This window comes from Saccharibacillus qingshengii (genome assembly GCF_013185195.1).
Taxonomy (GTDB): Bacteria; Bacillota; Bacilli; order Paenibacillales; family Paenibacillaceae; genus Saccharibacillus; species Saccharibacillus qingshengii.
This window is the reverse complement of the sequence record NZ_JAAZWC010000006.1, coordinates 47,722-73,320: the sequence shown is the minus strand read 5'-3', so window position 1 is coordinate 73,320 and position 25,599 is coordinate 47,722. Positions and strand designations below refer to the sequence as shown.

The following is a 25,599-nucleotide window of genomic DNA, read 5'->3' as shown; positions in this document are numbered from 1 at the left end:
CCGGCAGCGGACGAATAAAGTATGGTGCTATCTACAAACGACTCAGCCGTGTGGCATCGTTATGAGTATAACAGGATAGAAAAAGGCCTTCCACAACCGCCTTCCGATAAGGAAGCGGTCTAGAAGACCCGTGGTTTTGATATATATCGGTAGATTTAACGAATTTTTAATAGGAGCTCGCTGCGAATCATGTCGAATTTTTACATAAAATGTTTACAACATGCTGCGCTTGGCGATGACATACGGTTTGCGCGAATCGCCGACAAGCGTACGATTTTCGGAGAGCTGAACGTCTTTGTCCATAATGACATTCTCCACAATCGCTCCCGCTTCGATCACGCATTTTTGCATGATGATGGAATTGATGATTTTCGCACCTTTTTCCACTTTGACGCCGCGGAACAGGACACTGCCTTCCACTTCGCCCGCAATCAGGCAGCCGTTGGCGATCAGCGAATTTTTGACGTCCGCTCCTTCGAGGTACTTGGTCGGCGCTTCATACTTGATCTTCGTATGCACCGGCATCTCGGGCGAGAAGAGCTGCTTGTACTTCTCCTGATCGAGCAGTTCAAGACTGTTCTTGTAATAGCTTTCCACCGAGTTGATAACCGAGTGGTAGCCTTTGTACTCGTAGCCCGCGATTTTCAGGCCGCTCGGATTCCGCAGAATCGCATCGCGGAAAAAGTAGCTTTCTCCATGAGCGATGCAGTATTCCATCTGCTGCATGAACAGTCCTTTTTCCATAATAAACAGTTCGATGTAGAGGTTATGGTTCCCCTTCTCGTTATGAATGCCGTTTACAAAGCCGTTCTCGTCAACGTCTACACGGAAACAGGCGTCGTGCTCGGGTTCGAGCAGATCCACGTGTTTGTAGACGACCGTAACGTCCGCACCAGACGCTTTGTGCTGCTCGGCCAGCTCGCAGAAGTCCACTTTGGACAAGTGCTGGCTGCCTGAGTGCACGACATATTCGCCCGTGCTGCGATCAAAGAAGTCCCGGTTATTATGCATATGCTGCAGATCGCCGGACGAAATATCGGTCGGATCGTGCCAGTCCGGAGGCAGAACGAACAGTCCGCCGCGCTTGCGGTCGAGGTCCCAAGGACGTCCTTCGCCCAGATGGTCGAGCAGCGAACGATATTTCCGCCGCACGAACAGCGCGATATCCTGAACGCCGGCGCTCATCATATTGGACAAGGCGAAATCGATCAGCCGGTAACGTCCCGCGAAGGGAACAGCCGCGCCCGCGCGGAAATACGTCAGTTCTTTTAACTGGTCGAGCTCGTGATCCAAATTGATTACACCCATAAGTTTCATGGTTCCACCGTCCCTTTTCTGCTTTCTTTATTCCGAAAAATCGGCTTATGCTGTCGAGCTGATCGTTTGTTGGGTAGGGCGTATCGCCGTTTCCGGCAATAAGCTCCGCTTGTGACCTAGTAAGGTCAGTAGGGCGTATCGCCGTTTCCGGCAATAAGCTCCGCTTGTGACCTAGTAAGGTCAGTAGGGCGTATCGCCGTTTCCGGCAATAAGCTTCGCTCGTGACCTAGTAAGGTCAGTAGGGCGTATCGCCGTTAACCAGTATAATTTCGCTGTCGTCTCCGCGGTCTGTGCCGATCACGGTGCCGTCCGGGATCACTTTGCCCTGATCCACGATCGCGCGGTGAATCCGCACGTTCTTGCCGATCTTCACTTCCGGCATGATGACCGATTCCGTGATGACGCTGCCTTCGCCGACTTCGACGCCGTAGAACAGGACGGAACGATCGACTTCGCCGTAGACGGTGCAGCCTTCGTTAACCATGCAGTTTTTCAACTTGGCATTCGGGGCGATGTACTGCGCGGGCTCGTTCGGGTTCCGCGTGTAGATGCGCCATTCCGGATCGTTCAGGTTCAGTTCCGGATCGTCGTGGAGCAGGTCCATATTCGCTTCCCACAGGCTCGGGATCGTGCCCACGTCGCGCCAGTAGCCCTGGAACGGATACGCGTAGAGCGACAGATTGTCGGCCAGCATCTTCGGTACGATGTCTTTGCCGAAGTCGTGCGCGGATTCGGAATCCGGGGTATCGATATCTTCGACCAGATATTTGCGCAGGACATCCCATTTGAAGATGTATACGCCCATCGAAGCCAGCGTGCTCTTCGGCTGCTTCGGCTTTTCGTCGAACTCGTAGATCTTGAGATCTTCATGGGTGTTGATCATGCCGAAGCTCGGCGCTTCTTCCAAGGTGACGTTGATAACGGAAATCGTGCAGTCCGCGCCTTTTTCCTTGTGGTAGTCGAGCAGTTTGGTGTAGTCCATTTTATAAACGTGATCGCCCGACAGCACCAACAGATGCTCCGGATCGTATTGGTCGATAAATTTGAGGTTGCGGGAAATGGCGTCCGCGGTTCCGCGGTACCAGCTGCTTCCGTCTTCGCGTTCGTGCGGAGGCAGAACGAAAACACCGCCATTCTTGCGGTCCATGTCCCAGTCGCTTCCGACGCCTATGTAAGAATGAAGCACAAGCGGCTCATACTGAGTCAGTACGCCCACGGTGTCGATGCCGGAATTGGTGCAGTTGCTGAGCGGGAAGTCGATAATCCGGTACGTACCTCCAAAGTAAACGGCAGGCTTGGCCAACGACTTCGTCAGGCCCATCAATCTCTTTCCCTGTCCGCCGGCCAACAGCATGGCGATCATTTCTTTTTTCTTCATTCAGACGAACCTCCTTGGCAATATATAAGGCTGTGCTCGTGGCGGAGCGGTGTCCGCCGGTGTGTAGGCGTTCCCTTTACGGGGCAATCGCGACTTGCCAGGGTCAGAAATCGGGAATTCCAACAAGCGAGACAGGTAAAAACCACATAAACATCTTTAACCCCGGAAGAAGGTTTGGAATCGTGGTAAACCGGGAAATTCCGGAAGAAAACGCAGGAAATGCGGCGGGGAAATCGTGCAAACGATTGAATTAACGCAAAGTATTCAGAAAAAACCCTCTTTCGCCTTGATGATACCATATATTTGAAAAAGTGAGAACAAGCTGACTTCGCTCTTTGGAAGATGCGGACTCCGTGCGAGAAAAGCAAATGGAGAAAGAAAAAAAGCGGATGGCCCCTTTTTCAAGGGTTCATCCGCATATCGCCGAGCGCGAACAGAGGCAGCAGATGCGCCAGCAGGAGCGCCGCAGCCGCGGCTCCGGCGAGCACCAGAAATGCTGCTCCGTCGTTTCGCGTAATCGGAGACGAATAATAATACGTTCTGCGGCTGCCGGCGTCAAAACGCTTGACCTCCATCGCGACCGCCGTGCGCTGCGCGCGCCGGATACTCTGGGCAAGCAGCGGCAGGGCATACAGCTCGGGCAGGCGCAGCAGCGACGCCGAAGATCCTCTTCCCGCGCCTCTTACCGACAAAGCATCCCTGCGGATCCGCAGTTCGTCGAGCGCCATGGGCATCAGACGGAGCGAAGCCATAAAGCTGTATGCGTATTTGGGGCTCAGCTTAAGCCGCTGCATCAGCGCATAGAACAGCCCGGTCGAAGAGGTCGTCAGGACAAACAGCAGTCCTTGGCAGCCGAACGCGATCGAGCGAAATCCCAGATGCAGCCCGCGGTAAAAGCTTTCTTTCGAAATGGAAATCGGGCCCAGCGACCACCAGACCTCGCTGCCTTTGCCGAACAGGATCATCGTCAGCGAAGCGGAAGCAAACGCCAGGGCGAAGCCGGATGCCAGCAGCGCCGTTTTCCAGAGCGGATAACCGGAAGCGAGAAACAGCAGCGCCAGAAATACGCAGGCCAGATAAAACGAAGCGTCGATCCGATGCGTCAGCACCGTCACTCCAAACAGCAGAATAAACAGCGGCAGCTTGACCGCGGGATTCGCCCGGTGCAGCCAGTTGATACGGGTAGGTACAAAAAACTCCCTCATGACGGTTCCTCCTTCGACAAACGAAGAGCGGCGGTAGGCGAACGTCCTGTCGATTCGGCGGAGATCAAAGCGCCGTCTTCGATCTTCCAGATCTGCGTCGCCAACCGCTCGGCGATCTCCATCTCATGCGTAATCATCAGCACGGCATGGCCCGACGCCCGGAGCCGTTCGCACAGATCCAGAATCGCAAACGCATTTCGGGCATCCTGCCCGAATGTCGGCTCGTCGAGCAGCACAAGCGGTTTATCCGAGACGATAGCCGACGCGACGCTGAGCCGGCGTTTCTGGCCGAGCGACAGCAGATACGGATGGCGCTCGGCATAGCCGCCGAGCCCGAAACGGTCGAGACACGCCGAAGCCTGCGCCGCAATAAGCGCTTCCGCCCCGGCATCTGGCCGCGGCCGGCGGCGCGGGAACCAGCGCGCAAATGCCCCGCTGTGCGAAGCGTTCAGCGCGGATTCCGCTTCGCTTCGCAGCGTAAAGGCCACTTCGTCCAGCACCCGGTTCGTCACGAATTGGAACTCGGGATTCTGGAAGACGAAAGCGGCGTGCTTCGCCGCCGCTTCGCGCATGGCCCGGCGGCCGGAAGGGCGGCTCCCGGCGTATTCGCACGACCCTTCGTGCGCAAGCAGGCCCATAAGCCCGAGCAGCAGCGAGCTTTTGCCGGCGCCGTTGGGGCCGGTCAGCGCGATCAGGTCGCCGGGCAGTACGGCGGCCGACTGCACCGCGCAGACGCTCTTCCCGCCGCGCAGCACGCGGAAATTCTCGAGCCGCAGCAGCGGCAGGGCTGCGGCGGATTCCGCTGCCGGGTGCACGGGCGCCGCGGCGGAGCGCCCGCGGGCCGGACCGGTACCCGGAGCCGCCGCCTCCTCCGGTTCAAGCACTCCGCCCGCCCGGTATGCCCCGGGCTGCGCAAGTGCGGCTTCGCCTGCAGGCTCCCCGTAAGCTTCGTTCCACGCTTCGGGATGCCAGATGCCGTATTCACGCATCCGGTCGCGGCAGCGCGCAAACACTTCGGCCGCCTGTCCGTCGGCCAGAATGGAACCGTCGCCCCGGAACAGGACGACTCGGTCGACCCAATCGAGCACCTCCTCGATCCGGTGCTCGACGATAATGACCGTCCGTTCGCCGGCTGCCCGGCGCACCGCGTCCCAGATCGTGCGCCGCCCTTCCGGATCCAGCAGGGCGGACGGTTCGTCGAGCAGCAGCACATCAGGTTCAAGCAGCAGCACCGAAGCCAGCGCCAGACGCTGCTTCATGCCCTGGGACAGCGAACCGATCGGCACATGCGGATCGGGCAGTTCCAGTCCCACTTGCCGCAGCGCCTGCCCGATCCGCGGCCGCATGTCTTCCGCGGGAACGGCCAGATTCTCCAGCACGAAAGCCAATTCTTCGTCGACATAAGGCATGCAGAACTGCGTATCGGGGTCCTGGAAGACCAGTCCCGCCGAATCCGGCACCTGGAGAAGCTCTGCTTTGAGCGGTACTTCGGTCACCCGCGGAATCACGCCTCCCAGCACCTGAAGAAGCGTCGACTTGCCGCAGCCGCTCGGTCCGAGCAGCAGCACTTTTTCGCCGCGGCGAATGTTCAGCGACAAATCGCGAAACAGCAGGTCGGGCGTACCCGGAAATTTCATGCGCAGGTTCCGGACCTCGGCCGCGTATTCGGCCGTTCCCTCCTCTTCTTCCCGACTTGGACCGACCCGGTCCTGCGTCTGCGCCGGCTCTTTGTCCGCAGGCTGGCCCGGCTTCGCCGCGTCCTTAAGTACAGGCACGGGAACATTCGCCTCAACCGTCGAGCGCATCATATTCCTTGCGTTCCACCGGACGCAGCGATTGGGTTACGCCGGCTCGCTCGAGCAGCTTGGCCAATCCGTACATAAGATACCCCGCGATCACGAACGAACTGACGGCGCGCAGCGAATATTTGAAGAGGATCAGCCAGGTCGCATATTCCGTGACGTAGCCGTAATAAATATCCGCCAACAGCGAGCCCGCTGCCGCGGCCACGCCGGCAAGTCCCGCCGCGACTGCGCTCGTATTCCGGTAGCGGAAAGCCGCGAAGACCAGTTCCGCCGCCAGGCCCTGCACGACACTGTACAGGAGCAGCTGAATGCCGTAGGCGCTGCCGAAAGCGATCTCCAGATGCGCCGCGGCAATTTCCGCGATCAGCGCTACGCCGGGCTTGCGAATCAAGAGAAACGCAAGCGTCGAAGCCGCGAACCACATGCCGTAGACCAACTCGTCGGACTGGATAAAGAGCAGTCCCGCAATACTCGAGACCGAAGCCCACAGATGATACACGACGCCCAGCACCAGCGAAACCACCACCGTAACCAGCACGTCCGTCAGCGTCAAACCCCTGCGGCGCGAAGCCGCTTCCGTTCTGTTTGCACTCATGTTTCCGTTCTCCCCGTTGTTCGAATGTAGCTTCAGCGGTCCGTCCCGATCGGGAAACGTGCTTCCGCAAAGCCCGTGTTCTGCGCTAACGACGAGGGTTCTTCCAATCTTCGCCGGGTACCGCGGACGCAAAAAAAGCGGCTTTCAGGCATAAAAATGCGCAGAAAGCCGCCGATTCACGGACGGATACGAATTCTCTACGCTGGCATGATCCAGATCAGATTAACGGTCAGAAGCGGTCAAACGGCTTCAATCTCAGCCCGGCTCTCCCGGACCCCCGTATCGTTATGCAGTTGCTTTTTACCATACACAGTTTCAGGCGGAGACGCAATAACGAATTTTCGCCTAACTTATCCGCCCCGCAGAATCCGCAGCATCACCTTTTGGACCAGCCGGAAAGGCAGCCGTTTCTTCAAAGCCACAAGCACGGCCGGCCCTAGCGGAACGACGTAGCGAAAGCGTCCGTACCCTTTGCGCCCGAGGGCCAGGTCCGCCGCCAATCGGGCCACATCGCGCGGATCGCCGCCTTTTTCCGCACTGGCGCGGGACATCTCGAGCATCCGGCCAAGCGCTTGCGCGTTGGGCGAATCTTCCGCCCGGTGAATACCGGCAAAGCCTTTTTCCCAGATATCGGTCTTGTACGAAGCCGGTTCGAGCACATAGGTGCGAATGCCGTAAGGAGCCGTCTCGAGCGCCAGCGATTCGCTGAATCCTTCGAGCGCGAACTTCGACGAGACATAAGGGCCGTAGCCCGGCAGACCGATCGCTCCGCTGACGCTGCTCATCTGGATAATGCAGCCGCTGCGGGCTTCCCGCATGTAGGGCACGACCGCGCCGGTGACGGCGATCAGTCCGAACACATTGACCGCAAACTGCTCCCGCCAGGCTTCCATCGGCACTTCTCCGATAAATCCGCCCATCGCCAGCCCCGCATTGTTCACCAAAATATCGATCCGTCCGAAATGTCCATGTACCGTATCCACCGCTTCTTTGACCCGCAGATCGTCGCATACGTCCAGACGCAGCGGAAAAATCAGGCCCGATACGGGTCCTGTCCCCAGCGCCTTCAGGCTCTCCGCCTGCCCGATTCCAAGCTCTGCCGGCTCTTCACCCGCTGCCGCCAAGTCCGCTTCCCGAACTGCCGCGAACAGTTTCTCAGCCGCTTCCGGACGACGCATTCCCGCAGCTACGCGGACGCCGGAGCGGGCTAGCTCGATACAAATGTGCATGCCGAACCCGCTGGAAGCTCCCGTTACGAGTGCCGTGCGAAGCTCGGAGCGTCCGGTCGTACTCCTTTTTTTCGTATCCACTGTTTTCACCTGATCCCATCCTACTTATTGTAATTTTATCTAACATGCAGGGTTCTATTGCTTTACACAAAGCTTTCCAAGTGTTACCTTTAAGCTAATATACACAGGCCGAAATAGTGTTTTTTCCACTTTTTGACCCTTTTTCTTCTGACCGGACCCTCTTATTCCTCCATATATCCACTTCGACGAAATAAAGAGCACTTTATTTCTTTTTTTATTTTCTCTTATGTAAAAAATATGAAAAAGGAGCATTTATTATGAAAAAATCAACTCCCACTCTTGACGCTTCCGGGTTAAAAGTTGTGTTCGTAGGCACGAGTCTGCCCCGGCAGTGCGGTTTGGCCGTCTTCTCCCATGACATGATGACTCAACTCGGCACTTTTCCAGACTTCGCCCCTCCTACCATTATAGCGTTGGAAGACGGCAGATCGTATGCTTACGGAAAAGAAGTCGTGAGGAAAATCAGTCAGAATAAACGCGGCCATTATATTGATGCAGCATCCCGATTGAATCAGACGAATACCGACGTCGTCGTTATTCAGCACGAATTCGGGATTTACGGCGGCGAGAACGGACGCTATATTCTCGACTTTGCCGCAGCGCTGCGTATTCCGTTCATCGTCATTTTTCATACGGTACTCGCTTCTCCCTCTTCGGAACAGCGCCGGATTATGAAAGAATTGGCTGCGCTCAGCTTCAAGGTCGTGACGATGGCCCGCAACAAAATCCCGGATCTGACCGACGTTTACGACATTTCGCCCGGTAAGATCGAGATGCACCACCATGGCGTGCCTACCGTACGTACGCAGAGCCGTGAAGAATTAAAAGAGCGTTTCGGTTATGCGCAGCGTCAGGTTTTGTCCACTTTCGGGTTTTTGAGTCCGGGCAAAGGGATCGAATACGTGATCGAAGCGATGAGCGGCGTAGTGAAGTTCCATCCCGAAGCCCTGTATATAATCTGGGGACGCACGCATCCAAGCATCAAGAGCAGTGAAGGGGAAAGTTACCGAGAAAGCCTTGAGAAACGTGTAGCGGAATTGGAACTGGGCGATAATGTCCGGTTCGTAGACAAGCATTTGTCGCAGGAAGAAGTCGTTCAGTCCCTGGTTATGTCGGATATTTACCTGACTCCTTACCTCGGCAAAGATCAAGCCGTAAGCGGAACGCTTGCTTTCGGAATCGGCTACGGAAGAGTCGTGATCTCGACCCCTTACCGCTATGCGCAGGAAATGCTGGCGGAAGGAAGAGGACTTCTGGCCGAATTCCGCGATTCCGCTTCGCTGGAACAGCAGATTCTAAAGGTGCTTGATCAACCGGAACTTAAGGCGGAAATGGAACGCAGGACGCTGCTGCTCGGCAGCAGCATGCACTGGAACCAAATCGCGGGGGAATACGCTTCGCTGCTGCGTACCTGTTCGGCCAAAGGAAGTGCCGTTTGAACGGCACTTCGAAGGATATTGCTCTTTCCTTCTCTTATTTGCGCCGTTTGACGGACGATACCGGCATCTTCCAGCATACCAAATTCGGCGTTCCCGACCGTTCCAAAGGATACACGTCGGATGACAACGCAAGAGCGCTTATCGCGGCCGCTTTGGCTTATACGCAGCGCAAAGATGAAGAAAGTCTGACTCTGTCCCATACGTATTTGTCCTTTCTGTACGATGCGCAGAACCCGGACGGAAGTTTCCGCAACTTCATGAATTACGATCGGGCATTCGCGGAAAAGATAGGGTCCGACGATTGTCAGGGGCGCTGCATCTGGGCACTCGGCTGCGCGATTGCGGAAAGTACGCTGCCGGATAATCTGCGTAACACCTGCAAATATATGGTAAATCAGGCTCTACCGGTCCTTGAACGGCTTCGTTCGCCGAGAGCGATGGCTTATGCGCTGATCGGCTTGACTTCGATACTCGAAGCGCCCGATTGCCTGGTCTATGCCTTTCCCTATCCGGATGCCGAGCCTTCCGATCCGGACTTTCTGCCCCGCGAACGGATCGAAGCGCTTACAAACGCAATGGCGGAACGCCTGCGGGAAAATTATCGAATTTACCGCACAGACGATTGGCACTGGTACGAAAATTCGCTGACCTATGGGAATGCCATGATTCCCTGGGCGATGCTCAAAGCTTCTCGTCTGCCGGGGCGCGGGGAAGACGCTGTGATCGCCAAAGAAAGTCTGGACTTTCTGATCGACAGCACTTTCGCATCGGAAGGTTATTTCAAGCCGATCGGCAGCGGCGGCTGGTATACAAAAGGCGGATCGCCCGCCCTTTATGACGAACAACCGATCGAAGCCTGTGAAACGATGCTCGCCTGCCTAGAAGCTCATGTCTTGTTCGAAGAACCGGCTTACTACGAACGCGCCTTACGCTGCTGCGAATGGTTCCACGGTGGCAATTCGCTGCGCGAGCCGCTGATCGACGCCCAAACCGGGGCCTGCTACGATGGCATCCATGCCCAAGGGCTGAATTTAAACCAGGGTTCCGAGAATATTATTTCCTACTGTACGGTCCTGTCCGTCATGCCGTCTGTTCGACAATTCGCCCGAAATTCCGTACCCAAGGAAGGCTGAGCCCAGCAGATGATGAAAACCGAGTGGACACCCCAGACCTGCGAAGAACTGCTTCGGAACTACCGCCCTGCCAAAATTCAAGGAAGCCGTCTCCAGTTTGAAGGCGTAGGCGACAAAGACGTTTACAACATTACCGCTCCTTTTTGGAACGAAGGCCAATGGTATATCGCCGGCCGCGTGGAAGAACGGGAATCGGAAGATTCGGAAATCGTTTTTTTCAAAGCGAAACAAGGCAAAGACGGACCTTGGTTGTGCGATCCGGATCTGCCTCGCTTCCGTCTGCAGGACCCTTTTATAACGAAAATCAACAACGAATGGATCTTGGGCGGCGTACAGCTGCAGTTCTCGGAAGAACCGGAGCCAAAAATCGAAGGCTGGAAAACCGTGCTGTATTCCGGATCTACGCTGCACGAATTGACACATATCAAATCGGGGCCCTGGAATATGAAAGACATCCGGCTGACGGAACTCACGGACGGCAGCGTGGGATTCTTTTCGAGACCTTTTGGCGTGGAAGGACATATTGCCGTTATCGGCTTCAATGTAATCAAATCGTTCGAGGAATTGTCCGAAACCATTTTTCTGTATGCGCATTTGTTTCGGGACCAGTTTGTCAAAGAAGAATGGGGCGGTGCCAACGAGATCCATATGCTGGCCAACGGCATTCTGGGCGTACTCGGCCACATCTCGCAAAGAGACGAAGACGGTCGACTGCATTACCATGCTATGGCATTCGCTTTGAACCCCTGGACCTTGGAAAAAACGGAGCTCAAGATTATCGCGGTCCGCAGCGATTTCCCGCCCGGACCGGCCAAACGTCCGGACCTGGTCGATGTGATCTTCAGCGGCGGACTGACCCGGGAAGAACAGGGCCGCGCCTTACTGTATGTCGGAGCGAGCGATACCGAAGCTTACCGGATCGATATTCCCGACCCTTTTCTCGAATACGAGAAGCTGCCTGTGGTCGTACCAATTTCTTCCGTGTAACTTGAACAGGAAACCTCTTTCTCCCTACAGCTCAAGCTGCGGATCTTTCGGCAATCTTAATTCGGCATGGACACAAAAAGAAGACGGCCTTGTGGCCGTCTTCTTTTTGCATAATTCCCGTATGTAGGCTTCCCGTATTTGGGGTTCTTCGCGTTCATCTTCTGCATCTATATTCATTGTTCATTATAGGCGATTGGAAATTCAGGAACGTCGCTTAGAACCAAAGTTCGCTTTGTTCGGCGGCTTTGAACCGACGCAGACGGTTGCGGAAAATGGCACTGCCCCCAGTACGCCCCGCGCCGCAGCGAATCCGACGTTTGATCATCATGCTGGCTCCTCCTTTCTGATCCCGGCGCTCTGGCGTCTCGGGAATAAAAGCTAACGGGTCATTACCCGATCGGGCCAGCCTTTAAACACATCGGTCCAAATAAATAGGCTCCGCCTCTCCTGCCGCTTAACGGATCTCGGACGGACTTTTGCCGGTGTACTGCTTGAATTGTCGGCTGAAAAAAAAGATATCCCGGTAACCGAGCGCTTCCGCCACTTCCGTCACATTCATGCCGGCGTGCCCGAGCAGATGCTGCGCGCGCTCGATCCGCATCCGGATGATATACGACTGCACCGAGGCTCCGACCAGCTCTTTGAACTTGGCGGAGAAATATCTCGGCGACAATCCTGCGCGCGCGGCCAGATCCTCGACCCGGTGGGCAAGGCTCGGATGCTGACGGACGTAGTTGGCCGCTTCGTGCACCACTTCGTACAAATGGTTGCTGCCGCGCCGCTCGGACGGTTCTTCGCGGTCGCCGCGCAGCAGTTGGATCATCATCTGCTTGAGCAGCAGTTTCGCTTCTTCTTCGGCTCCATACGAACCGCTGAGCAGCAGGCGAACGTAGCGGGACAGCAAATATTCGAAATCGACCGTCTCGTCCAGCACGCGGTAGGCACGCGGAATATCGAGAGTGTCTCCTTCAATATTAAAATGGATATACGTCAGCACAAGCGGTTTCTGCGGATTGTGCGTAGCGCTCGTATGGTCGCCCGGCCGGAACAGGAAACAGCTCCCTTTGCCGATCTCGTGCGGTTCGTCGTTCAGCAGCAGCCGCCCTTCTCCGCTCCAGACATAGAACAGATCGTAATTCTGGAGCGGCTGCTCGCGTTTTTGCCATTTCCAGCCCGGTTCGCACGCGATCTTCGCGACGTAGGGCGTCAGGATAAAAGAGGATGGCGGCACGTTCAGCAACGGTACCCGCTCCTTTCTTCAGGTCAAAGTAATGGTTTTTGCCGCCCGGCGCGATCATTCGGCTTCCCCGGCGGCTTCGTCGATTCGGGCTTGCAGCCTGGCTTGTTCCTTCGTTTCTTCATAGCTCCACAGCCGGACTTCGCCGGCGGCCTCGCGGTCGCGGTCATCCGGGCGATCACGGTGTTTCGGATTCGGGCCGGGAACGTCCGCCTCGCCCACAGGACTGCCGGCCTCGTCGATGCCCGGTTCGGACGCGCCGGCGATCAGACGGTTGTAATAATCGTGAATATAGGGACGGCGGCCGCCTTTTTGGACGAAACGCCAGTCTTTCTCAACATTGAGTCGCACGCGGTACAGCATATCGAGCAGTTGTGCGGTTTCTTCCTCAGACAGCCCTCTCAGGGAAGAACCATCCGCGTATTCGCCTTCTTCCCGGATAAACAAATAAGCCGATTTGCCCGATTCCGTCGGATAGACCCGTTTATCCTTGCGCAGGTCGGACGCTTCCCGAAGCTTGATCAGCCCTTCGTTCTCCAGCTTCTCCAGCGACCTTGCGGCGGCGGCGCGCTTGACCTTGAGCCGGTCCGCGACCGTTCCGGCAGGCTCTCCCGGATTCTCGCAGACGAATGTCAGGTACAGATGCAGTCCGCGCGACAGCTTCAAATGCTTGAATTCGATACTGCTGATCGCTTCGGAACAGCGGGCGATCGCTTCGATTTCGCGAAGAACTTCTTTCACGGTACAGACCTCCTATCGCAAGATGCCGTCAGCGGCCAAACATTCATTCCCATTATACCAGAAAGGAGGTCTTCCCACGCAATCGCCGCGCACGGAATTCGGCCCCTTTTCCGCCGATCCGCGCACTTTCCCATTGTAGGCCAAAAAATCCGCCGCGTCACCGGAACTCCGGCGTCTTCGCGATGAAGGTTTGATGAAACCCGCCGCGAACGGTTACAATGCGAGTAATCGATTCGGGACCTGTACACCCACTGCCATAAGGAGGCTTTTCATGCTGGAAAAAATCACTGCGGATTCCGTCGTCGCGGGCATCGATATGGGCGGCACGAATATCCGGATCATGATCGCCGATCTCGCGGGCCAGATCCTTGCCTACGTCAAGACCGAAACGGATCTGCTGCCGAAACAGCGGACCGATACCGCCCCGCTGCAGACCCAAATGCAGGAAGCGCTCGAGCAGGCCGGCAGCCGGCCGGAAGATGTCGTCTTTCTTGTTGCCGGCATCGCCGGACTGGACGACGAAGCGGACCGGACCTGGGCCGAGAAGCTCGTGGCCGGATTCGGTCTGAACTGTTCGAGCCGCGTTGTCAACGACGCCTTCATCGCGCACCGAGGCGCACTCGCCGGACGTCCCGGCATTCTGGTCGCTTCGGGCACGGGTTCGATTCTGCTTGCCCATACGGAAAGCGGACAATGGCTGCGCAATTACGACTTCGGCCACTACGCGGCAAGCGGAGCCCGATTCCTCGGTTACCAGGCCGTCTACGATGTGCTCGCCGGCAGGGAAAGTCCCGGCGACAGCGCGCTGGTGCGCGATATGCTGCGCTTCTTCCGCGCATCCAATCTGCGCGAACTGACCGAATCGGCGAGCCGAAGCTTCGGTCTGGAGCAAGGCCGCCGGGATCGGCTGTTCGGTCTGTTTGCTCCCGTCGTGACGCGCGAAGCGGCGGAGGGTTCCCCGATCGCCATCCGCGTCTGCGACGACGCGCTGCGGCAGATCGGCGTAGGCGCGGATCTGCTGGCCGCCTTCTTCGACGGCCCCGATATCCCGCTGTCGCTGACCGGCAGCGTGGCGGGCAGCGATTATATGCGTGCCGGCATCCGGGGATTGATCTGCGCGCAGCCCGGCCGCCGGTTCGAATACCTGGAACCCCGGCTGACCCCGGCGGCGGGTTCCGTTCTGACCGCTTACGAAGCACTCGGTCTGTCGTTCGGCGAGAGTATGGCGGAAGCGCTGGAGAACAGCCCCCACGCCCGTTTGTAACGTTCCGCTTCGGGATCCGGCGGCAGGAAATGCAACTCTTTTTCCTGCCGTGGGGTCTATTAAGCAGTCCGTGCAGGTTCGGCGGACTGCCCATATCGAGAAACGCGGAGGTAAACGGATGCACACTTTTTCGATCGGCGGCCAAGCCCGCCGCTTTGCCCTATATGCCTTGTCCGCCGTACTGCTGTCGGCCCTTCCCCTGCCCGGAACCGCTCTCGGCGCACCGGCGGTCCAGACCGCCCCGGCCGCTTCGGACCACGTTAGCCAGCCTGCCCAATACCCGGCCGTGATCGGCAGGGCCGAACTTCGGGCCGCGGCCCCGCTGCTGCGTTCGAGGCCTGCAGCCGCAGCCGGCTGGCGCTCGCTCGCCGCCGACCATTACCCGGCCGCAGGCGGCAGCCTGAAGCTGTTCGCCCATGAAGGCGGCTGGCTGCATGCCAAGCTCGGCAGCGGAAGCGGCTGGCTTCCGGCCTGGTACACAAGCGGCGATGCCGCGAAGGTCGAATACACACCGGCCTTGCGGCTGACGCCCTCGGCCGGCGCCAAGCTGTACCTGTCTCCCGGCAGCGAAGAGTCCTGGGTCTACGACGGCGATCCGCTGGTTTCGGCACTGCGCTTCAGCGATTGGTACGGCGTCTCGCCGGATACCGGCAGGTCCGGCAGCAGGCCCGGTTCGCACGCGATGCTGCTGTGGATCAGGGCGAACGACGCGTCGAACGTCGAACCGCTTGAGCAAGGACTGCTGGCGCCGGATTCCGGCCTGCCGCTGAATACGGTGCGCGCCGCGCTGGACGGACTGCTGCACGCCGGCATGCCGGAACGGGAAGTGCGCCGACTGCTCGGCGAACCGGTATCGGTAACGGACGCACGCATGCTGCCACCCGAAGACATGGGGACGGACGGAAAATACCGATGGCGGAACGGCGGCAGCGAATGGCGGTACGAACGCCAAGACGCCCATTTTCTCGTCCGTCTGTCGGAGGAGGATAACAAGCTGATCGGCGCGAACTGGATTCTGCCGCTGACCCGCTATGACCAGCAGCTTCTGCGGCCTTGGTGGCTGCAGGAAGGAGAGTTCGACACTTTGTACAAAGCGCTGCCCCTGCTGCCGTCGCTGAAACCGGAGATTGAATGGCGGACGAAGATAGATACGGATTATGCCTATTTGGACTCCGTGAACGACAATGTGCTGCTGGTGCTCGGCGACGACGGCGGATTCAGCGGGTTTCATTACAGTTCCCTCCTGTATGCGCTGGACCGCCGTGACGGAAGCCTACTGTGGAAAAAAGACTTCGGCAAAGAGACCGTTCCCGGAGTGTCCGGTTCGGACGACGGAACGCTGACGCTGAACAGCACCGGGTCGGATCCGACTTCGCCGGAAGCCGCCCCCGGCATCTATACGCATATACGCGCCGCAGACGGACAGACCCTGTGGACGTATGCCTGGCCGGGTCTATCGGCACCCCGGTCTTATAAGGCGGGAGACGCGGTTATTCTGTCGGGCGAAGCGGCTTCGAATCGAGATACCGGCGCTTTGATCGCACTGGACGAGAAATCCGGCCAACAAAGATGGAAGCAGCAGGTCCGCGAACCGTTCGACGTGCTCAACGAAGGTTCCGGCGATCCCTATGTGCTGCTGGCGCAGGAAAAAACGCTCAGAGCACTCGATCCGGCCGACGGCCGGACGCTCTGGAGCGCCTCGGCCGAATCGGGCATAATCGATGTAGGCGAATCGCGAGCGTACGATCCGGCGGCCGTGCACCCGTTTGCCGAACCGGACGGTACGCGCTGGATCAAATTCGACGGCGAAGGCTGGCGCAAAATCGACCTGGAAAACGGCCGAACGCTCGCCCGTTACGCCATGCCCGATGAGCTGGCAAGCGGATCGTTCGAAGACCTCGGCAGCAATCGTCTGCTGGCGGTCCGCGCGAATCCCGATGCCGGAAACAGTCGGACCGAAGCCCGCAGTTTCGAAACGGTGCTGCTGGATGCTTCGGACGGAACGGTACTCTGGAGCCTCCCCGACAGAATCGAGCATGGCCGCATCGACAGCGGCACGCTGTATGCCGTCGTGAACGGAATTCCGGCGGCGCTGTCGCTGGAAGACGGACGCACGATCTGGCAGGTGCGAACCAACGGGATGGATCCCAACCTGAACTTCACGTACGGCGCGGGACACTTCACCGTGCTCGGCGATTACCTGCTGCTGCCGTACGATACGGACCTGTTGCCTTTTCACAAAAAAACCGGACGCCTGCTCGGGCGGATCGACGGATTCCGTTTCGGCTATCCCGAAATGCACGGCTCCTTGGTCCGCGATTCGCTGCTGAACGAGCACAACGGCAAACTTTACGTCGGCTCGGCTTCGCGTTCTTTCTCGGTACTGGATACGGAGAAGTTGATCCGTCTGCTGGATCAAGCTTTGGCGGACGGATCCGGTATCGAAGGCGTAACTCCGGCCGACCGGGAAGCGGAAGCGGCCGCATGGTATCCGGCCGAACCTTATTGAACCGGAAACCGCGGAACTGCCTGTGAACCTCGACTCCTTCGGGTATACGGCCTGTCCGATCGTGCCCGCACCAAAAAGGCTTTACCCGGCGCTGTCCGCCCTGGGTAAAGCCTTTTTTTGAATTCGTGCCCGCAAGCCCGCTTATTTGACCAGTCCGTTCATGAAATAACCGGCCGCTTCCGTCAAATCTTCCGGCAGCTCTTCTTCCGCGGCCATCCCCAGATCGGCGCGCAGATCGCGCAGAACCGCTTCCCGGTCGCGGCCGTGGCGAAGCACCTGGCGTGCCAGCAGCTCATACCGCCGCACATCGTTGTAGAAATCTTCGCGGGAGACCGGACGGCCGTGGGATTCGACCAGCACGTCCGCCCCGTAGGCAAAGACCGTGTCGAGCAGCGCCAGGAATTTGCCTGTCGTGTATTTCATCGGACCGCCGTACACGGAAGGAGCAAGCGCATCGCCGAGGAACAGCGTCCCTTCTTCTTTGACATAGACGACGCATGAATCCGCCGAATGATCGCCGCCGACATAGCGGATCTCGCAGGTCAAGTCGCCCAGATGCACATCGATGAAACGTTCGAATACGATATTGGGCTCTTCGACCCGAATCAGGCCCAGATCGCTGCCGTATTCGGCCCGCATATCGTTTCGGGTCTGTTCGCTGACGACGCCTTCCGCGATCAGCCGCGACAGCGTCTCCTCGTTCCACTCAAGCCCCGCGAAACCGCGCAGAATATCGGCCGTCTGCCGCTGCGCGATCGCCGGAAGGCTCCATTCGGCCACGCCGAAAGAGTGATCCCAGTGATGATGCGTCAGCACCATCACATCCGGCTTGCGCACGCCTTCTCGTTCCAGATACTCGCGAAAAGCCGCCGCATGCGCCGAAGAATTGCCGCCGTCGATCAGCAGCGTACGGCTGCTTCCGGCCACGGCCGCGAGCAGCGGACGATCCGTTTCGCGTTCGGCGTGCATCACATAAATATGTTCACTGATCCGTTCAAATTCGGACATCTTTTTAACCCCCAACCTACGAATTGACTGATGAAGGCGTTCCCTAACCAGACCCCGTTTGGTATACGCCACGCTTCATTTTACCATTTTCCGGGTCTTCCTCCAAACGGTCCGCCCCACAAAAATATCGGGTTCCGCGCGTTCGGGAGAGCCGAAGGCGATTTGGATTCCGCTCCGTACGGGTAAGGTCCCGTAAGCGGAATCACACCCCAAAAAACGGAATGCCCGGAGGCCCAGCCTCCGAAGCGCAAACTGAAAAAGGAGGAAGCTATGCCTCTCTCATGGAACAGAAAAGCCGCCGCTCTGCTGCTGATGCTGCCGATCGCGGCCTGCTCGGGACAAACCGGCGCACCTCCCGGATTGCTTCCCGCCGAGGAAAAGCCCGCACAGGCGCTGCAGGTCCTCGCCGATAATCTCGATACCCCGTGGGAAATCCAGTTTGATGGAGACACCGTCTATCTCACCCTGCGCGGCGGTTCGATCGTCAAGCTGGCCGACGGTCGACAAACGCTGCAGCCGGTCGCCCTGAATCCCGGCGTGCTTGAAGAAGGCGAAGGCGGACTGCTCGGCTTGGCCTTGGCGCCGGACTTCGCGGATTCGCGCGCGGCCTATGTCTACCACACGTACGGCAAAGGCGACGAAATGCGTAATCGCGTCATCCGGATCGAGGAAGAACCTTCCGGGGAAAGCTGGACCGAGACGGCGACGGTGCTCGACGATATTCCGGGCGCACGCGTCCATGACGGCGGACGGATCGCGTTTGGTCCGGACGGGATGCTCTATGTGACGACCGGCGACGCGCAGGACGACAGCTCCGCGCAGGATACCGAAAGCGTGGCGGGCAAGATCCTGCGCATGACGCCCGAAGGCGAAGTGCCAAGCGACAATCCGATCGAAGGGTCTTACGTTTATTCGTACGGCCACCGCAACTCGCAGGGCATCGACTGGCTGGAAGACGGAACGATGTACGCGTCCGAACACGGACCCAGCGGCAGCCCCGGCGGCCATGACGAAATGAACGAGATCAAGCCCGGTGCCAATTACGGCTGGCCAGACGTCATAGGCGGCGAGACGGGAGACGGCCTGACCCCTCCGCTGTACCACACGGGCGAAGACGCGCTCGCGCCTTCGGGCATTGCGGCCACGCTGGACGGTACGCTGCTGGTCGCCAACCTCCGGGGCGAGAGCTTGACGGAGTTCGACCCCGCCACCGGAGAAATGCGCGAAGTCTGGAGCGGCGGAGGCCGCATCCGCGACGCAGCGATTCATGAAGGGAAAATCTATATTCTTACGAACAATACCGACGGCCGCGGATCTCCGCAGGGCGATGATGATAAACTGCTTATTTTGCAATAGGCTATAAAAAAACGGAGCTTAAGCTTCGATTCCGATTGATCCTGCTCTTTCCGGGTAAAAATGGAAAAGAAAGAAGGAGGGATTCTTCGTGTCCATACTGAATACGAAAACCAAAACGCTGACGGCGGCCCTGCTGCTTGCCGTGCCGATCTCCGTGTATGCAGCCGACCAGCGCGAGACCGAGCAGACAGCCGGCTCGTCGATTCAGGCGGCTGCGGCCGCCCCTGTCAAAACGGCTGCTGTCGGCGCGGCGGCAAGTCCGGCCGGCGTTTCCCCGGTCGACTCGCTCAAAGGCGGGTACGAGGTGGCGGCATCCAAACTGAAAGTCCCTTGGTCGATCCAGTTTGCCGGTGAGACCGTGTACATCACCCAACGCGGCGGCGGCATTGTCGAAGTGAAAAACGGCAAACAGACCGTGCAGGAAGTCCGGACCAAGAAAAAGCTTCGGGTCGTCGGCGAAGCGGGGCTGACCGGGTTCGTGCTCGATCCGAAATTCTCGAAGAACAAGTACGCCTATATCTATCATGCCTATGAAGAAAAAGGCGAAGCGCTGAACCGGATCGTCAAGGTCAAACTCGTAAATGGCGTCTGGCGCGAGCAAAAAGAACTGCTGAGCGGCATTCCGGGGGGCCGTATCCATGAAGGAGGACGCTTGGCGATCGGTCCGGACGGCATGCTATACAGCACGGCCGGCGACACGAACCGGCGCGAATTGTCCCAGGACCTCTCAAGTCCCGGAGGCAAAGTGCTGCGCATGACGACCAGCGGCAAAGTGCCCGCGGACAATCCGTTCAAGAACTCGTACGTCTACGCGTACGGACTGCGCAATTCCCAGGGCCTCGCCTGGACGCCGGACGGCACCCTGTACGCTTCCGACCATGGTCCAAGCGGCGCACCGATTCCGGGCGGAGGCACCGATCTTACCGGACTCGACGAAATTAACGTGATCAAGCGCGGAGCCAATTACGGTTGGCCGAAGGTTCAGGGAACCGAGACCGCTCCCGGCCTGACCGCGCCTGTATATGTAGCCGGCGACCGGGCGATCGCCCCTTCCGGCATCGCGGCCGCGCCGGACAACAAAGTGCTTGTCGCCACGCTGGCAGGCCAGAGCCTGAAGCTGTTCGATCCTAAGACGCGCACGATGACCGACGTGCTGACCGGCGAAGGACGGATCAGGGACGTAGCCCTGCATGGCGGGAAAATCTACGTGCTGACGAACAATACATCGGGCGGGTCGCCGGGTGCGGACGACGACCGGCTGCTCATTTTGAAATAAAAGCCGGGATCTGTCGATTGGGCGGTTCCAGGAACGCGCCTTGGCTTTTGCTTCGGTGAAACGTACAATAGAGCTTGCGCATAATGAAGCTTGCGCAAGACGGAATCACCCGAAGCAAAGGAGAATCTAACGCAATGACTTCCCATTCCAATTCAAATAAACGCATCGTTCTGACAGGGGGCGGATCGGCCGGGCATGTCTCGGTCAATCTCGCCCTTATTCCTGTGCTCCGGGGGCAGGGTTGGACGATCGACTATATCGGATCGGAGACCGGCATCGAAAAAGAACTGATCGAAGGACTGCCCGGCGTTTCGTATCATGCGATCGCCACCGGCAAGCTGCGCCGCTATTTCTCGCTGCGAAATTTCACCGATCCGCTGCGCATCCTCAAAGGCGTCGGGCAATCCCGGCGCCTGATCCGCCGCCTGAAGCCGAAAGTCGTCTTCTCCAAAGGCGGATTCGTGTCCGTGCCGGTCGTGCTCGGCGCCTGGATGAACCGCGTGCCCGCCCTGATCCACGAATCGGATTATTCGCCGGGCCTCGCCAACAAGTTGGCTCTGCCGTTCGCTTCGGCGCTCTGCACGACGTTCCCCGAGACGGCCGCTTCGGTCAAGTCCGGCAAAGCCGTGCAGATCGGCTCGGTGGTCCGGCCCGAACTGAAGAACGGACAAGCGGCGCGCGGACTCGAATTTCTGGGCTTTGACGGAGTCAAGCCCGTGCTGCTGGCCGCCGGAGGCAGCCTCGGCTCCCGCGCGCTGAACGGCAACCTGCGGCGCAACCTGGACGAACTTGTGCGGCGTTTCGACGTGGTGCATCTGTGCGGGCGGGGAGGCCTGGATCCTCAGCTTGAAGGCCGAGCGGGCTACCGCCAGTTCGAATACGTGAACGAACCGCTGCCGGATGTGCTGGCGGCGGCCGATCTCGTATTCAGCCGTGCCGGCTCGAACGCGATCTTCGAGTTCCTGTCGCTGGGCAAGCCGATGCTGCTCTGCCCGCTTGGCCGCAAGCAGAGCCGCGGCGACCAACTGCTGAATGCGGATTCGTTCGTTCGCGCGGGTTATGCCGAACGCCTGGACGAAGACTCGTGGAGCGACGAAGCTTTCCTCGCCAAGCTGGATCTGCTGCACCGTGAGCGCAAGCCGTACAGCGCCCGGATGAGCCAAGCCGAAGCCGGCGATCCGCTGGATCTGCTGCTGCGGCGAATCAAGGATGCGGCAGGTTGAGCTTTGGATGCCGGAATGGGTATGACCTAGCGGCATACAAATGCTCGATATACGCCGACGACTAAAAGAGCGGGACCGCTTCAGCGATCCCGCTCTTTTTCCCATTCCTTTTTCGTGACGCTTATCTCCTGGCCTGGCTTTACTCCCGTTCCGCAAGCATGGACGAGAACCGTCCGCCAAGCGCCCGCAGCTCATTCAGCTTCGCCAGCTGCGAGATCCACTCGGCCGGAATACCGGCTTCGCCGTACAAGATCCCTGCCAGCCCGCCGACGACGGCTCCTGTCGTATCGGTGTCTTCGCCGAGATTGACCGCCTTAAGCGCCGCTTCGCGGTAGCTGCTTGTCGTCAGCAGACACCACAGCGCCGCTTCGAGCGTATCGACCACATAACCGCTGGAACGGATGTCTTCGCGCTTCAATGCCGCCAGACTCCCGTTCCATACCCGTTCGAACGTTTCCAATTCGGGATGGTCCGCATGGCGCTCCCGAACGGCCGCAGCCGCTTCGAGGCAGGCCTGCCCGGCCGAGCGGCCGTCCAGCAGCCGCAGGGCGATCTCCACATAGATCTGGCAGGCCAGAATAGAGCGGGGATGCCGGTGGGTGATCGACGAGACTTCGGCCACCAGCCGTTCGCGCTCGGCCGCTTCCATTCCCCGCACGTAAAAAGCCATCGGGAGGATGCGCATCAGCGATCCGTTGCCGTTGGAGCTTTCCCGCTCAAGACCGGCGAATCTCGCCCAGACCGCTTCCGTCCGGTAGCGTTCCAGCGCTTCGCGCGTCGCATTGCCGATATCGAACAGCTCCCCGTGCGGGGTCATATAACCGGATGTCAGCCAGCGCACGAAGCGTCCGGCCATGTCTTCGGTATCGCACTCTTTTTGCAGCGCCAGACTCTCCACCGTGCACCACATCATGGTACTGTCGTCCGACCAGGTGCCCGGAGGCTGGTTGTACGTGCCGTAGCCGAACATGTCCGTAACCGGATTGGCATCCAGATACGTTCGCGGACGGAACTCTACCGGCACGCCCAGCGCGTCCGCGGCGGTAAGTCCGAGCAGAGCGCCGTTCAGCCGGGATTGCGGTCCGTTCGCCGTATGGAGCTTATCTTGCATCGTCCGTTCCTCCTTGCCGGATCTCTGGCTTCCGGTCTTCCTTATTCCTGCTGACGCGGCTTACGAAACGTAGAGCAGCATGCCTTCGCCCGCCGCGGCCGCCGCCCGATAATGTTCGCGCATTGGCTCGTAATAGCCCAGCAGATAATCCAGTTCGCCTTCCTCGTTCCAATCGGGAGACGGATATACGCCCGCTTCGTTCATATCGTCTGGCTCGAATCCTTTGGCCAGCTCCGCAGGTCCCACGCTCTCCAGCGCCGACGCTACGTTGCGCACTTCATCCGGTGTCAGATAGCGCACGATGATTTCGCTCTCCTCTTCCGGATTAAGCGGTTTACCGCCCATTATGGCATCAAACAGCGGACCTTCTCCGCCGTAAGGGTCTCCGCACAGCAGATAATGCAGACCCTGCCAGGCTTTGTCGAGATCCAGCTCTTCGCCTTGTTCTCCGTGAATGTACGCGTACAGGTCCTGGCCCCCGTGAATCAGGGAAGACAGCGCCTGTTCCGTTACGCGTTTCAGATAACCGATCATGCCCATAACCAAATTCCTCCTCGGATTAAAAAAGAATACGTCAGCATGCGCTGCTTGGCCTTCATTTTCCATTGTACACATTTTTCCGTACGATTGAACCGTTGTCCACCCTCGGAAGACGCTCGATGGGACACTGCTCTGTGGGAAGACGAGGGAATGCTTCTTCAACGTGTACCCACAACCCGACAATCCATGACCCTTCCCGTTCCGCACAAAAACTTGACAAGGACACCCGAACATCCGGGAATTTTGATCGTGCGCAGGCCGGGGACATCTTTCGACTTTTCCGTTCACAAAGCGGGCAAGCAGGCGGGAAAAGCTGAAAAATCCTTGCTTTTCCCGTGACGGTTCGAGGGGAGAATGCTATAATTGACGCAATTCAGTTTGGAAGGATGACGACTCGCAATGAACCCAATGGCTGAACAATGGAATGACAAGATCAAAACCGCAAATGCGCATGTCTACGACATGCTGTCGGCACTTGGCCGGGAAATCTATTTCCCGAAAGAAGGCATCTTGAGCCAATCCGCCGAAGCGACCACGCACGCCAAGAAATATAACGCTACGATCGGGATCGCAACCGAGAATGGCGGACCGATGCACCTGAACGTGATCCAGGATAAACTTTCGGCGTACAGCCCGAAAGATCTGTACGGTTATGCGCCTCCTGCGGGCAAGCCGGAACTGCGCGCCGTCTGGCGCGAGAAAATGATCCGCGAGAACCCTTCGCTGGAAGGCAAAGCGTTCGGCAATCCGATCACGACCAATGCGCTGACACACGGCCTCAGCATCGTAGCCGATCTGTTCGCCGATCCGGGCGATGCGGTCGTCTATCCGGACAAAAACTGGGAAAACTACGAGCTGACCTTCGGTATCCGCCGCGGCGCGAAGATCGTTAACTATGAGCTGTTCACCGCGGACATGAGATTCAATACCGAAGCGTTCCGCAAAGCCCTGCTCGCGCAGAAAGAAGCGGGCAAAGCGATCGTACCGCTCAACTTCCCGAACAACCCGACAGGCTATACGCCAAGCGTAGCGGAAGGCGAAGAAATTATATCCGCGCTGATTGAAGCGGCGGAAGCCGGCATCAATCTGGTGGTCGTCAGCGACGACGCCTATTTCGGTCTGTTCTTCGAAGACTCGCTGCACGAGTCGCTGTTCGGCAAGCTGGCCGGCGTGCATCCGCGCATCCTGCCGATCAAGATCGACGGCGCAACCAAAGAAGAATTCGTCTGGGGCTTCCGCGTGGGCTTCATCACGTTTGCTTCGGATCAAGCCGATGTCCTGGCGGGCCTGGAGCAGAAAACGATGGGCATCATTCGCGCCACGATTTCCAGCGGTCCCCATCCGTCGCAGACTTTCGTGCTGGACGCGCTCAAATCGCCGGAGTTCGAAGAGCAGAAGCACGAGAAGTTCCTGATTATGAAAGGCCGCGCCAACAAGGTCAAAGCCCTGCTCGACAGCGGCAAATACGAAGGCTTTTGGACCTATTATCCGTTCAATTCCGGTTACTTCATGTGCCTGAAGTTGAATCCGGGTATCGAAGCGGAAGCGCTGCGCCAGCGCCTGCTGCACGAATACGGCGTCGGCACGATCGCCCTGGGCGAGACCGACCTGCGTATCGCATTCTCCTGCATCGCCGAAGAGAATCTGGAAGATCTGTTCGATCTGGTGTACAAAGGTGCAGCGGAACTGACAGATCAGGCAGCGGAGTAGAGCCGTTACTGAATCCCCATATAAAAAGACCAACCTACCGGAAACTTGGGCAGGTTGGTCTTTTTTTGATAGATACAAAGCTTATTTCAGCAGATCCGTCGTTTCGCCTTCGGCATCGATCAATTGAACCTGGGTCGGAGCGGCATTCAAATCAGCTCCGCCCATCCTCAATTTCCGCCCTCCTTCAACTTCGTACTCCCACAGATATAAGCCCGAGCCGATATCCGTATGCGTGTACTCGTTGAACGTATCCCAATCGGGCGCTTTCTTGGCTGCTTCCTCTCGGATCTCGTCCAGGGGAAGCACCGGTGAAGAAGAGCCCGGCTCTGCAGCAGAACCGCACGCCGCAGGCAGAACTAGAAATCCGCATAACATCGTCGACAGAAGTGTTTTCTGTTTCAACCGCTTCACGGGGATCACTCTCCGATTCAAAAGGGATAGACTTGACGGATACT

Annotated in this window: 21 protein-coding genes and 1 riboswitch; of the genes, 9 read left to right on the top strand and 12 right to left on the bottom strand. The window is 58.3% G+C overall.

The window, feature by feature from the left end:
* Positions 1 to 213: 213 nt before the first annotated feature.
* The 6 genes from glgD to HRQ60_RS07220 all read right to left on the bottom strand — a co-directional run bounded on the left by glgD (position 214) and on the right by HRQ60_RS07220 (position 7,619).
* Positions 214 to 1,317, bottom strand: a complete 1,104-nt coding sequence (gene glgD, locus HRQ60_RS07245) for a glucose-1-phosphate adenylyltransferase subunit GlgD (protein WP_172194986.1) — start codon at positions 1,315 to 1,317, stop codon at positions 214 to 216.
* Positions 1,318 to 1,552: 235 nt separating this feature from the next.
* Complete coding sequence (locus HRQ60_RS07240; protein ID WP_172194985.1) at positions 1,553 to 2,695, bottom strand: glucose-1-phosphate adenylyltransferase; 1,143 nt, start codon at positions 2,693 to 2,695, stop codon at positions 1,553 to 1,555.
* A gap of 401 nt (positions 2,696 to 3,096) precedes the next feature.
* Positions 3,097 to 3,900, bottom strand: a complete 804-nt coding sequence (locus tag HRQ60_RS07235) for an energy-coupling factor transporter transmembrane component T family protein (protein ID WP_172194984.1) — start codon at positions 3,898 to 3,900, stop codon at positions 3,097 to 3,099.
* The gene (locus tag HRQ60_RS07230; RefSeq protein ID WP_246281219.1) at positions 3,897 to 5,537 is read right to left on the bottom strand and encodes an ABC transporter ATP-binding protein; all 1,641 of its coding nucleotides are present in this window, start codon (positions 5,535 to 5,537) and stop codon (positions 3,897 to 3,899) included. The genes HRQ60_RS07235 and HRQ60_RS07230 overlap by 4 nt, the downstream gene beginning before the upstream one ends.
* Positions 5,538 to 5,688: 151 nt before the next feature.
* Positions 5,689 to 6,300: an ECF transporter S component gene (locus tag HRQ60_RS07225; protein ID WP_172194983.1), complete on the bottom strand. Its 612-nt coding sequence runs from the start codon at positions 6,298 to 6,300 to the stop codon at positions 5,689 to 5,691.
* Positions 6,301 to 6,476: 176 nt separating this feature from the next.
* A riboswitch (TPP riboswitch) is annotated at positions 6,477 to 6,591 on the bottom strand.
* Positions 6,592 to 6,650: 59 nt separating this feature from the next.
* A complete protein-coding gene (locus HRQ60_RS07220; RefSeq protein ID WP_343044631.1) occupies positions 6,651 to 7,619 on the bottom strand; it encodes an SDR family NAD(P)-dependent oxidoreductase in 969 nt (322 codons plus the stop codon).
* A 248-nt stretch (positions 7,620 to 7,867) separates the two neighbouring features.
* On the opposite strand from HRQ60_RS07220, the gene HRQ60_RS07215 reads away from it, so the two are divergent.
* From HRQ60_RS07215 to HRQ60_RS07205, 3 genes are read left to right on the top strand one after another with little or no spacing between them, the layout of a single operon-like run.
* The gene (locus HRQ60_RS07215; RefSeq protein WP_172194982.1) at positions 7,868 to 9,049 is read left to right on the top strand and encodes a glycosyltransferase family 4 protein; all 1,182 of its coding nucleotides are present in this window, start codon (positions 7,868 to 7,870) and stop codon (positions 9,047 to 9,049) included.
* Positions 9,046 to 10,182, top strand: a complete 1,137-nt coding sequence (locus HRQ60_RS07210; RefSeq protein WP_172194981.1) for a glycosyltransferase — start codon at positions 9,046 to 9,048, stop codon at positions 10,180 to 10,182. The genes HRQ60_RS07215 and HRQ60_RS07210 overlap by 4 nt, the downstream gene beginning before the upstream one ends.
* 9 nt (positions 10,183 to 10,191) lie before the next feature.
* Positions 10,192 to 11,169 (top strand): DUF1861 family protein, encoded by a 978-nt coding sequence (locus HRQ60_RS07205; protein WP_172194980.1) that lies wholly within the window; start codon positions 10,192 to 10,194, stop codon positions 11,167 to 11,169.
* Between the two features lie 454 nt (positions 11,170 to 11,623).
* On the opposite strand, the gene HRQ60_RS07200 is transcribed toward HRQ60_RS07205, so the two are convergent.
* A complete protein-coding gene (locus HRQ60_RS07200; protein WP_172194979.1) occupies positions 11,624 to 12,409 on the bottom strand; it encodes a helix-turn-helix domain-containing protein in 786 nt (261 codons plus the stop codon).
* Positions 12,410 to 12,463: 54 nt separating this feature from the next.
* Entirely contained in the window at positions 12,464 to 13,147 is a 684-nt protein-coding gene (locus HRQ60_RS07195) for a MarR family winged helix-turn-helix transcriptional regulator (protein ID WP_216671506.1), read from the bottom strand.
* A 271-nt stretch (positions 13,148 to 13,418) separates the two neighbouring features.
* Here HRQ60_RS07195 and HRQ60_RS07190 point away from each other — a divergent pair, with 271 nt between their 5' ends.
* The gene (locus HRQ60_RS07190) at positions 13,419 to 14,411 is read left to right on the top strand and encodes an N-acetylglucosamine kinase (RefSeq protein WP_172194978.1); all 993 of its coding nucleotides are present in this window, start codon (positions 13,419 to 13,421) and stop codon (positions 14,409 to 14,411) included.
* 118 nt (positions 14,412 to 14,529) lie between these two features.
* The gene (locus tag HRQ60_RS07185) at positions 14,530 to 16,920 is read left to right on the top strand and encodes an outer membrane protein assembly factor BamB family protein (protein WP_172194977.1); all 2,391 of its coding nucleotides are present in this window, start codon (positions 14,530 to 14,532) and stop codon (positions 16,918 to 16,920) included.
* A gap of 141 nt (positions 16,921 to 17,061) precedes the next feature.
* On the opposite strand, the gene HRQ60_RS07180 is transcribed toward HRQ60_RS07185, so the two are convergent.
* Positions 17,062 to 17,928 carry an MBL fold metallo-hydrolase gene (locus HRQ60_RS07180; RefSeq protein WP_172194976.1) on the bottom strand — a complete coding sequence of 289 codons (867 nt, stop codon included), beginning with the start codon at positions 17,926 to 17,928 and terminating at the stop codon, positions 17,062 to 17,064.
* Between the two features lie 270 nt (positions 17,929 to 18,198).
* Between HRQ60_RS07180 and HRQ60_RS07175 the strand changes: the two genes are divergently transcribed.
* From HRQ60_RS07175 to HRQ60_RS07165, 3 genes are all read left to right on the top strand, one after another.
* The gene (locus tag HRQ60_RS07175; protein WP_172194975.1) at positions 18,199 to 19,284 is read left to right on the top strand and encodes a PQQ-dependent sugar dehydrogenase; all 1,086 of its coding nucleotides are present in this window, start codon (positions 18,199 to 18,201) and stop codon (positions 19,282 to 19,284) included.
* Between the two features lie 88 nt (positions 19,285 to 19,372).
* Entirely contained in the window at positions 19,373 to 20,560 is a 1,188-nt protein-coding gene (locus tag HRQ60_RS07170) for a PQQ-dependent sugar dehydrogenase (protein WP_172194974.1), read from the top strand.
* A gap of 134 nt (positions 20,561 to 20,694) precedes the next feature.
* Positions 20,695 to 21,783: an undecaprenyldiphospho-muramoylpentapeptide beta-N-acetylglucosaminyltransferase gene (locus HRQ60_RS07165; RefSeq protein WP_172194973.1), complete on the top strand. Its 1,089-nt coding sequence runs from the start codon at positions 20,695 to 20,697 to the stop codon at positions 21,781 to 21,783.
* Positions 21,784 to 21,922: 139 nt separating this feature from the next.
* Here HRQ60_RS07165 and HRQ60_RS07160 read toward each other — a convergent pair whose 3' ends face one another.
* Together HRQ60_RS07160 and HRQ60_RS07155 are read right to left on the bottom strand one after the other, a co-directional pair.
* On the bottom strand, positions 21,923 to 22,894 hold the full coding sequence (locus HRQ60_RS07160; protein WP_172194972.1) for an ADP-ribosylglycohydrolase family protein: 972 nt from the start codon (positions 22,892 to 22,894) through the stop codon (positions 21,923 to 21,925).
* A 60-nt stretch (positions 22,895 to 22,954) separates the two neighbouring features.
* On the bottom strand, positions 22,955 to 23,434 hold the full coding sequence (locus HRQ60_RS07155) for a YfbM family protein (protein WP_172194971.1): 480 nt from the start codon (positions 23,432 to 23,434) through the stop codon (positions 22,955 to 22,957).
* A 399-nt stretch (positions 23,435 to 23,833) separates the two neighbouring features.
* On the opposite strand from HRQ60_RS07155, the gene HRQ60_RS07150 reads away from it, so the two are divergent.
* Positions 23,834 to 25,144, top strand: coding sequence for an aminotransferase class I/II-fold pyridoxal phosphate-dependent enzyme (locus HRQ60_RS07150; RefSeq protein ID WP_172194970.1), 1,311 nt, complete (start codon positions 23,834 to 23,836; stop codon positions 25,142 to 25,144).
* 81 nt (positions 25,145 to 25,225) lie between these two features.
* Here the strand turns inward: HRQ60_RS07150 and HRQ60_RS07145 are convergent, their stop codons facing one another.
* Complete coding sequence (locus tag HRQ60_RS07145) at positions 25,226 to 25,555, bottom strand: hypothetical protein (protein ID WP_172194969.1); 330 nt, start codon at positions 25,553 to 25,555, stop codon at positions 25,226 to 25,228.
* Positions 25,556 to 25,599: the final 44 nt, after the last annotated feature.